This is a genomic window from Endozoicomonas sp. Z74, assembly GCF_057680865.1.
Genome location: NZ_JBLYZI010000145.1, coordinates 1 through 10,544, shown reverse-complemented (window position 1 = coordinate 10,544; position 10,544 = coordinate 1). Strand labels below are relative to the sequence as shown.

General features: G+C 54.1%; 8 protein-coding genes and 1 pseudogene. 3 read left to right on the top strand and 6 right to left on the bottom strand.

Annotated elements, in window-relative coordinates; all coding sequences use genetic code 11:
* Nucleotides 1-249: 249 nt before the first annotated feature.
* On the top strand, nucleotides 250-1,041 hold the full coding sequence (locus tag ACNRUY_RS24470; RefSeq protein WP_488114287.1) for a threonine/serine exporter family protein: 792 nt from the start codon (nucleotides 250-252) through the stop codon (nucleotides 1,039-1,041).
* Between the two features lie 10 nt (nucleotides 1,042-1,051).
* Entirely contained in the window at nucleotides 1,052-1,546 is a 495-nt protein-coding gene (locus ACNRUY_RS24465) for a threonine/serine exporter family protein (RefSeq protein ID WP_488114286.1), read from the top strand.
* 63 nt (nucleotides 1,547-1,609) lie between these two features.
* On the opposite strand, the gene hutH is transcribed toward ACNRUY_RS24465, so the two are convergent.
* From hutH to hutC, 3 genes are all read right to left on the bottom strand, one after another.
* Nucleotides 1,610-3,145 (bottom strand): histidine ammonia-lyase, encoded by a 1,536-nt coding sequence (gene hutH, locus ACNRUY_RS24460; RefSeq protein ID WP_488114285.1) that lies wholly within the window; start codon nucleotides 3,143-3,145, stop codon nucleotides 1,610-1,612.
* Nucleotides 3,138-4,856 carry a urocanate hydratase gene (gene hutU, locus ACNRUY_RS24455; RefSeq protein WP_488114288.1) on the bottom strand — a complete coding sequence of 573 codons (1,719 nt, stop codon included), beginning with the start codon at nucleotides 4,854-4,856 and terminating at the stop codon, nucleotides 3,138-3,140. Before hutU ends, hutH begins: the two co-directional genes overlap by 8 nt.
* A gap of 173 nt (nucleotides 4,857-5,029) precedes the next feature.
* On the bottom strand, nucleotides 5,030-5,746 hold the full coding sequence (hutC, locus tag ACNRUY_RS24450; RefSeq protein ID WP_488114284.1) for a histidine utilization transcriptional repressor HutC: 717 nt from the start codon (nucleotides 5,744-5,746) through the stop codon (nucleotides 5,030-5,032).
* 166 nt (nucleotides 5,747-5,912) lie between these two features.
* Here hutC and hutI point away from each other — a divergent pair, with 166 nt between their 5' ends.
* On the top strand, nucleotides 5,913-8,231 hold the full coding sequence (gene hutI / locus ACNRUY_RS24445; RefSeq protein ID WP_488114283.1) for an imidazolonepropionase: 2,319 nt from the start codon (nucleotides 5,913-5,915) through the stop codon (nucleotides 8,229-8,231).
* An 87-nt stretch (nucleotides 8,232-8,318) separates the two neighbouring features.
* On the opposite strand, the gene ACNRUY_RS24440 is transcribed toward hutI, so the two are convergent.
* The 3 genes and pseudogenes from ACNRUY_RS24440 to ACNRUY_RS24430 form a co-directional block, all read right to left on the bottom strand.
* Nucleotides 8,319-9,884, bottom strand: a complete 1,566-nt coding sequence (locus ACNRUY_RS24440) for a long-chain-fatty-acid--CoA ligase (RefSeq protein ID WP_488114282.1) — start codon at nucleotides 9,882-9,884, stop codon at nucleotides 8,319-8,321.
* A gap of 275 nt (nucleotides 9,885-10,159) precedes the next feature.
* Nucleotides 10,160-10,330, bottom strand: a pseudogene (locus tag ACNRUY_RS24435) (IS1595 family transposase); the annotation flags it as partial.
* Nucleotides 10,331-10,394: 64 nt separating this feature from the next.
* Entirely contained in the window at nucleotides 10,395-10,541 is a 147-nt protein-coding gene (locus tag ACNRUY_RS24430; protein ID WP_488110674.1) for an integrase core domain-containing protein, read from the bottom strand.
* Nucleotides 10,542-10,544: the final 3 nt, after the last annotated feature.

Sequence of the window (10,544 nt, the reverse complement as noted above, 5' to 3'; positions counted from 1 at the left end):
AAGAACGCCAATGGAAACTCTGATAGATGGCAAAGAGATCTGGAAGGAAAAATTTGTAGCCTGAATTTGACCTGACAGACACCCTCTGAAAAATCGGTGACTGTCAGATCAGGTCTGAACTACTACAATTAAGCTCATATTGTCATCGTCACCTTTTCTGCAGGCTCACACCGGTTACTCTACGTATGTTTCCCTGTCTAGAATAACGCTATATTACTGCCACCTCATAACAACCCACTGCCCTGCCCCATGGACACCCCTGCTGCCAACGACCCCGACCTGCGCCAGCGTAAATGCGCCCTTCTGCTGCTGGATATCGCTGTACTGCTGATGTCTTCCGGAGCCCACACGGAAAGAGTAAACCGCAACCTGACCCGGCTGGCCCGGGCCATGGGCTATGAACAGGAGATTCTCTGTTCACTGTCCGGTATTACCCTGACACTGTCCGACAACCAGAACACCGGCGCACAGTTTACTGCGTTTCACCGGGTAGCCACCCACGGGGTCCACCTTGCCATTGTTTCCGGTATCAGCCGGTTAAGCTGGCGTGCCAGCAGGACCAAAATGACCATCGCCGAGATCCGCCTGGAAGTTGAGCGACTGAAGAAGCTGCCTCACTACCCCAAGACTCTGGTGGTCACCATGATCGCCCTGGCCGGTATGGCGTTTTGCAAACTGGCCGGTGGCGGCCCGCCGGAAATGATACTGGCGGCACTGGCCACCGGTTTTGGCTTTCTCACCCGCAGCCAGCTGATCGCTTCCGGTTTTAACCTGCCCCTGAGCATCTGTGCGGCAGCCCTTGTGGCCAGCGGAATTACAGGAGCCGGCAGAGTGCTGGAAGTGGGTCTGCACCCGGAAATTGCCGTCGCCACCTCGGTGCTGTTCCTGATACCGGGGGTTCCCTGGATCAATGCAGTCATCGACTTGTTACAGGGCCATATTGTCACCGGTCAGGGACGGGCCATGCAGGGAACTGTGATCACTTTTGCCATCGCCCTGGGCATTATTCTCAGCTCTGCCCTGCTGGGTATCAGTCAATAGGGGGTCAATCATGGATGTTACTCTGCTTATCACCCGTGCAGCCTGGGCCACTGTCGCCGCCCTGGGTTTTGCCATTCTCTTCTCGGTTCCCAAACGGGCACTCTGGGCCGTAGCCATACTGGCGGCCATCGCCTATGCCATGCGGGACATTTCCATGTTCCACGGCCTGGACCCCACCATCGCCAGCCTGATGGCCTCCTGCAGCATTGGCTTCCTGGGTATCCAGCTGGCCCACTGGGTGCATACCCCTACCACGGTGTTCATCATCCCTTCGGTCATTCCCATGATACCCGGAGTATTTGCCTATCGGGCCATGATGGGCATTCTGGCCATCAGTCACGCCAAAGACATATCCACTGAGCTGGTGTTACAAACGGTAGGAAACGGGATTAACGCCATTCTGATTCTGCTGGCGCTGGCAGTGGGGGTATCCCTGCCCTCCCTGGTGTTCAGAAACAGAAGTGTTAAAGAGATACGACTGCTTCGGTGGAAAAGGCGTAGCTAACGAAAAACAGTTTGTCATTGGATGCCATGCTGGACAATTGCCCTCCAGCATGGCATCGAACCACTATCCGTGAAGACTGCTTAATAGACCTGCAGGCATATAACCATTGAACTCACCGCTGGCCACCATCACCGACGCTTTTTCAATATCGGGGGAAAAATACCGGTCACAGTCATAGTAGGGAACCTCCTGTCGAAGGGCTTCCATGGCTGACTGAAGAGGTTCGGACGTCTGGTAAGGTTTGCGCATATCCACCCCCTGCCCCGCCGCCAGCAACTCAATCCCGACGATGGCTGCGGTATTGGCATTCATCTCACGCAAACGGCGGGCGCCATACGTGGCCATGGAAACATGATCTTCCTGGTTAGCGGAAGTGGGCAGGCTGTCCGCCACCGACGGGTGACTGAGACACCGGTTTTCACTGGCCAGGGCAGCAGCGGTGTTATGGGCAATCATAAAGCCCGAATTGATACCGCTGTTTTCCACCAGGAACGGTGGCAGTCCACTGAGGTGCTGATCCACCAGCAGGGCAATGCGTCGTTCACTGATGGCGCCTACTTCCGCAGTAGCCAGGGCAATGGCTTCCGCCGCCATTCCCACCGTCTCGGCATGGAAATTTCCCCCGGAAATAATGTCATTGTCCCCAGCAAACACCAGGGGGTTGTCGGTGACACCATTGGCTTCGATTTCCAGAAGACGGGCAGCGTGACGAAGTTGCTCAAGACAGGCCCCCATCACCTGGGGCTGGCATCGAAGGGAATAGGGATCCTGAACTTTTTCACAGTCAATGTGGGCCTGTTCAATATCGCTGTGGTCCAGTAACTGGCGATAGGCACTGGCAGCATCCATCTGCCCCTGAATACCCCGGGCTTCATGAATGCGCGGATCAAATGGACGACGACTGCCCATTGATGCTTCAACCGACAGACTGCCCGCCACCAGTGCTGAGGCAAACAGGTCCTCGGCACCGAACAACCCCTGCAGGGCAAAAGCCGTGGTCGCCTGGGTACCGTTGAGCAGGGCGAGCCCTTCCTTCGGTGCCAACATGAGCGGTTTCAGCCCGGCCCTGTCCAGTGCCTCAACAGCAGGCACCGGCCTGCCATCCACCATGGCCTGACCTTCACCGATCAGTACACAACTCATATGAGCCAGGGGTGACAAGTCACCACTGGCCCCCACCGAGCCTTTTTCCGGAACACAGGGATAAACGCCACTGTTCACCAGCTGTAACAGGGCTTCAATCAACGCCACCCTGACTCCGGACAACCCCCTGGCCAGGCTGTTGATTTTCAACACCATCATCAACCGGACGGTACTCTCATCCATGAACTGCCCCACTCCGGTGGAGTGTGAAAGCACGATACTCTTCTGGAGGGTCTGAAGGTCCTTGTCTGCGATGCGGGTATTGGCCAGCAAGCCAAAACCAGTGTTGATTCCATAAACGACACGGTTTTCCTGAATCACCTGATTGACGCAATCAACCCCTTCCGCAATGGCGGGATAACAGCGCTCATCCAGCCTGAGAAACTCCCTCTCCCGGCTGATGGCCCGAAGATCCGCCAGGGACAGCTTTCCCGGTTGAATCACCCGCTCAGTCATGGCCAGCTCCTTCTGTCAGCCCTTCTGACATCCCTTCTGATAACATGGGCAAATCAAGGTGGTTTTTATCCGCACACTGTCTGGCAATGTCATATCCGGCATCAGCATGACGCATCACCCCGGTTGCCGGATCATTCCACAGCACCCGCCCCAGCTTCTCACGGGCTTCCTCAGAACCATCTGCAACAATCACAACACCGGCATGCTGGCTGAAACCCATGCCAACACCGCCACCGTGATGGAGGCTGACCCAGGTGGCACCGGAGGCGGTATTCAATAACGCGTTAAGTAACGGCCAGTCAGAGACCGCATCACTGCCATCCATCATGGCTTCCGTTTCCCGGTTAGGGCTGGCCACAGACCCGGAATCCAGATGATCCCGGCCAATCACCACCGGCGCACTCAACTCACCGCTGGCCACCATATCGTTAAACGCCTGTCCCAGCCGCGCCCGGTCTTCGAGCCCTACCCAGCAAATACGGGCCGGCAAGCCCTGAAAAGCAATCCGCTCCCGGGCCATATCCAGCCAGTTATGCAGATGGGGGTTATCAGGAATCAGCTCTTTGACTTTCTGATCGGTTTTATAGATATCTTCTGGATCTCCCGAGAGCGCTGCCCACCGGAAAGGCCCTATTCCCTGACAGAACAGTGGACGAATATAAGCGGGCACAAAGCCGGGAAAATCGAAAGCATTGTCTACACCTTCTTCTTTAGCCATCTGTCGTATGTTATTGCCATAATCAACGGTGGCAGCCCCCCGCTTCTGCAGGGTCAGCATGGCTTTAACCTGAACCGCCATGGAAGCTTTGGCGGCGCGAACCACACCGCCTTCATCCTCAATCCGCTGCTGCCTGGCCTGCTCCATGCTCCAGCCCTGGGGGAGATAGCCGTTCAGCGGGTCATGGGCAGAAGTCTGGTCGGTCACCACATCGGGAGTGACATTACGGGCCACCAGCTCATCAAAAATATCCGCCGCATTGGCCAGTAACCCTACCGAAATCGCCTTTCCCTCAGAGCGGGCCTGATCAATCATCCCCAGAGCTTCATCCAGGGTACTGGCCTTTCGATCGAGATAGCGGGTCTTCAGCCGGAAATCAATCCGGGACTCATCCACCTCACAGGCCAGCATGGAGAAGCCGGCCATGGTCGCCGCTAGGGGTTGTGCCCCACCCATGCCTCCCAGCCCTCCGGTGAGAATCCACTTGCCGGCAGACTCCCCGTTAAAATGAGTTCTGGCCATGGCCACAAAGGTTTCATAAGTGCCCTGGACAATCCCCTGGGAGCCGATATAGATCCAGGAGCCCGCCGTCATCTGGCCGTACATCATCAATCCCTGTTTATCCAGCTCATGGAAGTGATCCCAGTTGCCCCAATGAGGCACCAGATTGGAGTTGGCAATAAGCACCCTGGGTGCCCCCGTGTGGGTTTTGAACACCCCGGCAGGCTTGCCCGACTGAACCAGCAGCGTTTCATCCTTCTTCAGTCGTTTAAGTGTTGACACGATCCGGTCATAGCATTCCCAGTTTCGGGCTGCACGGCCAATCCCCCCATACACCACCAGGCTCTGGGGATGTTCCGCCACCTCCGGGTCCAGGTTGTTCATCAGCATCCGCAATGGAGCCTCCACCTGCCAATTGCAAGTGTTCAGTTCACTCCCCCTGGGTGCACGAATGGTACGATCCGGGTCAAAACGGCTGTTCTTTTCAGGCATTCTGGCAGAAGGGTTCAAACCGGAAGGTATTTCCTGGCTCATTTCCTGAGTCATAGACGACAATCCTCTTTTTTATTCATGGCAATTTTCATGGGAAGGGATTCACTATTGGCTTTACAGGGCCACGGCCTTCCCATGCTTCAGCACTTTTTCCATAAAGTGCTGGAGAGAAATCATCCGATAAAGCTTAAATGGTCACCCAGGCGGTAACGATCACCGGGATGGAACAACCGGGCCAGACTGACCACCCCTTCCCGGCACCAGCTGCGTCGGGTAATTTTCAGGCAAGGCGCCTGCTTATCCATTACAAGCGCATCGGCAATGGCTTCAGAGGGCATCACGGCTTCAACAACATGTGTCGCCTCTGTCAAGGCGGCCATCCGGTTGAGATAGACATTGGGCGTTTCCAGAGAAAAATCCTGTTGCAGGTAATCGGGAGCAAAACGCGGGTTGATATGACGCTCTTCCCATTGCAGCGGCCTGCCATTGTCACAGTGAACAATGATCGAATGGAAAATATCCGACCTGTCCGGCAGTTCCAGGGCAATCGCCACCGCTTCCGATGCCTTCACCTGCTCCTGAACCAACACACAATTGCTGTAGCCGTGTCCACGCTCACGGATTTCATCAGCAATGTTTCTGACAGCCAGCATGGAGGACTGCGGTTGCCGCGGAGCCACAAAGGTTCCCAGCCCCTGACTTCGAACCAGGTCACCGGAGGCGGTCAGATCCTGCAACGCTTTTCTGGCCGTCATACGGCTGACCGAGAACTGTTCACAGAGCTGATTTTCCGAAGGCACCTTGTGGGACTCCAGCCACTCTCCCCGCTCAATCCGGTCCAGTATGTAGCGTTTGATCTGCTGATAACGGGGCAGTGTGCTGTGGGTCATAAAGTGGCGTTCCTGAACTTGATTTCCTGAACTGGGCCCGATAAATGGCAGACAGGCAGTTGCTCTAATTCTCTAAATGTATATAGTTGTATATACAATTAAGCCAAATTGCAATGGTTCATCCATCGGAACCCGTCGATCATCTGCACAAGGAAAAGAAATAGCCATGGCCATCAACGCTTCTGAGCAGCCTGCTGACAAGCCCCCGTATTCCTGTGATTTGCTGATCCGGAACGTTCATCTGGCCACCATGAACACCGCGATGGATAGCGCAAACACACCGGGAGCAAAGCCCTGTCCCTACGGGAGTATCACCGCAGGAGCGGTCGCCATTAACAAGGGTATGATTGACTGGGCAGGCCCCGAGTCCCGGTTACCTGCCAATGTAAAAGCAACCCGGGTGATTGATGGCAGACAACAGTGGCTGACCCCTGGTCTCATCGACTGCCACACCCACCTGGTTTATGCCGGTGACCGCTCCAGGGAGTTTGAGCAGCGACTGGAAGGGGTCAGCTATGAGACCATTGCCCAGCAGGGGGGAGGTATTTTATCCACGGTTGCCGCTACCCGGGCTGCAAGCCTGGAAGCACTAATTGATACTGCCCGCCCACGCCTTGAGGCATTGATATCGGAAGGGGTTACCACCCTGGAAATCAAATCCGGCTACGGTCTGGATACGGAATCCGAACTGAAGATACTCCGGGCAGCCGGGCAACTGGCCGAGGAGTACCCCGTGACCATTACCCGAACATTCCTGGGAGCCCACGCCCTGCCACCGGAGTATAAAAACAGGCCTGATGCCTACATTGACCGGGTCTGCCAGGAGATGCTTCCTGCCATTGCCAGTGAAGGGCTGACGGATGCGGTAGATGTATTTTGTGAAAACATTGCGTTTACCACAGAGCAAACAGAGAGGGTCTTTAAAGCGGCTCAATCCCTGGGGCTGCCCGTTAAATTGCACGCAGAACAACTGTCCGACAGTGGTGGTACAGAACTGGCCATGAAGTATCAGGCTCTGTCCGTTGACCATCTTGAATACCTGGAAGAACGGGGAATATCGGCATTAAAAAACAGCCAGACGGTGGCAACCCTCCTGCCCGGCGCCTTTTATTACCTTCGGGAAACCCGGCATCCTCCTATTGAAAGGCTTCGGGAAGAAGGCATCCCCATGGCCATCGCCACTGATCTGAACCCGGGCACTTCGCCCCTGGCTTCCATTCGCCTGATGATGAATATGGCCTGTACACTGTTCCGCCTGACACCCTCTGAGGCCCTGGCTGGCTGCACACACCATGCAGCCCAGGCACTGGGCCTGGACAACACCCTTGGAAAAATTCACCCGGGCATGACAGCGGACCTGCTTCTATGGCCTATTGATCATCCATCAACACTGGCTGCAGGATTAACCGGTCACCACCCCTCTCTAAGGGTAAAAAATGGCAGGGTCACGCACTCTTCCCTTAAAGAGCCCCTGAAAGAAACGACAACCGGCATCTGGTCTGGCCGAACCGATCACGAGCACAACCCAACTGCAGCCCTGCGCTGGCATCAGAAAGTTCAGACCTGCCCAAAGGGTGATTCTGGTGGAATAGCTCTTGTGGGGTTTGCCTGCGACGAAGGCGTGCGCCGAAACCAAGGACGACCGGGTGCCGCCAAAGCACCGAATGGAATTCGCAGGGCCCTGGCCAACCTTCCCTGGAACCGCACCGCCCCCATTGTGGATACGGGAGACATTGTCTGTCATCAAAGCCAGGGGGGAATGGAAAAAGCGCAGGCCGAATACGCCGCACGATTGACCGAATTACTGGACAGTGGCCACCTTCCCCTGGGCCTGGGAGGCGGGCACGAAATCGCCTGGGGTTCTTATCAGGGCTTAATCCGACATCTGGAAAAAACCTCGGGTTCCCGGGGAAATGAAAGCAAAACCGTTAAGGTTGGCATTATCAACTTTGATGCTCACTTTGATTTGCGTCTACCGGATAACACTTTCGATGAAAAGAAGCCCAGTGAAAAGAAGGCTGGTGAAGGCAGTTCAGGCACTCCGTTCTGGCAAATAGCAGACTATGCCAGAAGCCATGGGCACCTTTTCTCTTATTGCTGCCTGGGGGTCAGTGAAAGCAGTAACACCCGTGCCCTGTTTGACCGGGCAGATGAGCTGGGCGTCCTTTACCGCTCCGACAAGGCGATGACCCTGCCAAATCTGGATCAGCTACAAAACGACCTCAACCAGTTTATGGCAGAGGTGGATCAGTTATATCTGACCATTGATATGGATGTTTTTCCTGCCAGCATGGCTCCGGGAGTCAGCGCTCCAGCCCCGAGAGGAGTATCCCTTGAGGTCGTTGAGCCACTGCTGGACACCATAAAAAACAGTGGAAAACTCCGCCTGATGGATATTGCTGAATACAACCCGGATTATGACCAGGACAGTCAGACGGCAAGATTGGCAGCCAGAATCATCCATCAATTGGCGGCTCAACCCTGACAAGGTGGATTTTTCGCAGTTCTCATACAGCATTTGCAAGACGATGGGTTAATATCTGTCTCATAGCAGATTTATGTAATATACGAGCTAACCCGCTTCCTCAGCAATCAGTGCTCTTAACTCTCGTTTGAGTATCTTGCCAGTGGAAGTCAGGGGAAGCTGTTCAAAAATTCGGATATACCTGGGATACTTGTGTTCCCCCAGCTGTTGCCGGGCCCAGGTTTTCACCGCCTCCGGAGTCAGCTGGGCTCCATCCCCCAACACCAGGCAGGCCATGATCTCTTCCACGTAGTAATCATCCGGTACGCCAATAACGGCCGCCAGGGCGATATCAGGATGGGTAAGCAGAACTTCTTCCACCTCCCTGGGGTACACATTGAACCCTCCCCGGACAATCATATCCTTCAGCCGGTCAACAATGTAATAATTCCCGGCCTGGTCACACCGGGCAATATCACCGGTAAAAAACCAGCCATCCTCCAAAGCACTGGCCGTCTGCTCCGGCCGACCAAAATACCCCTTCATGACATTATGTCCCTTAATGGCCAGCTCGCCATCATTACCCGGTGGGACTTCGTGCCGCTCTTCATCCACAATTTTCATCAGAACACCACAAATGGGGCGGCCAATGGACCCGGGAATACGCTCCTTATCCATGGAGTTAAAGCAGGCAACCGGCGAGGTTTCTGACAGGCCATACCCCTCAAGAACGGTTACTCTGAAACATTCCTCAAACTGCCTGAGCACTTCAACAGGTAAGGGTCCGCCACCACTGACACAGAGCCTGAGATTATCTGAAATCCGCTGTCGACAGTCCTCTGATACCTGGTCAGCCGCAAGGTTCAGCCCAATAAACATTGTGGGTACTCCGGCAAAAAACGTGACTTTATGCTCTGCCAGGGTCTCCAGAACCCGGCGGGCATCAAAACGGGGCAGAAGAACAAGTGTTGAAGCGGACACAACACTGTGCAGCATTTGCACGGTCTGAGCAAAAGTGTGAAACAGGGGCAATACCGCCAGCTGAACATCATGGCTGTCCGTTCTCTGAGCCCCCTGACATGCCAATGCATTCATCGCCAGATTGTGGTGACTTAACTCAGCCCCTTTTGGCTCCCCCGTGGTGCCAGAGGAATAAAGAATGGCAGCCGTGGTATCTGCCGCCAGGGGCTCAGCCCCTGCAACAGTCGCGTTTTTTAACAGCCCGGAGAGCGTTGGATTCCCCCGCCAGCTGCCACTTTCACTATCAACTGTAATGGCAATGAAGTGCCGGCAGTCAGGAGAGTTATTGAATGCTTCCAGCCCGTACTCTCCCATAGGCAGCCCATCAGAGCCCTCAAAACAGAAGAAGGCACAGGCTCCACTGTCCCTTAGGTGGTAGGTAACCTCCCGGGGCTTCAACAGAATATTCAGCGGAACAACAATGGCCCCAGCGCTGAGAATGCCAAAATAGACCATGACAAACTGGGGAATATTAGGGCAACTCATAGCCACACGATCCCCCTGCCCAATGCCCATCTCCCTGAGCATACCCGCTACTCTGGCGGCACAATTACCCAATTCTTTGTAATTCAGCCGGTGTTGACCTGAGACCAGGGCGGTTTGATCCGGGTAAACCCTGGCGCTTCGGTAAAGAAAATCGGCTAGATTGGACATTGGAACTCATAACTCCAGAATAAAACAACTGCAAAACCTGAGAAAGAAACACTAGTAGCAAATCTACTTTTTCTCAAATTCAACACAATTCAATGATACATCCTGGATTTGCAAGACACCCGACTTGTAAATCAAAAACAGTTAAAAAGCAAGCAACCAATCATTAAGCTATTCTATTTTGAACGATAACTTAGGCTGATGAGAGCATCAAAAATGCGCACAAAAAACATAACCAGAATCATTTTTGCACTGAAGTGCATCATAGTTTTTCCTGATTACCACTGAGCCTCAGCCAGCTTGAGAAGCCTTTCTGGCATTGGGCACGTACGTGCAGCCATACAGCCCAAGCGCTCTACCATTGCCCCAATATCAAAGCGCCGATTAAAGCGATAGCAGAACTCGGCAAGATAGCGTGGAAGGTGTTTTGGATTGATGCTGTGTATGGTGGACCCCATTGTCTAGACCACAAGATCCACTTTTTAAGTTATGTTCCGACTGTTGTTGAAGTCCTCAGCCAAAGTGTATTGCCTGAGGTGTTTTATAGTTCAGTGATTGATGTAGCCTTTCAGTATTGTAGAACTGGAAGTATTTTTCCAGCCCTTGGTACAGCTCGGCTACCGTTCTGAATTCGTTTAAATAGAGCCACTCATATTTCACAGA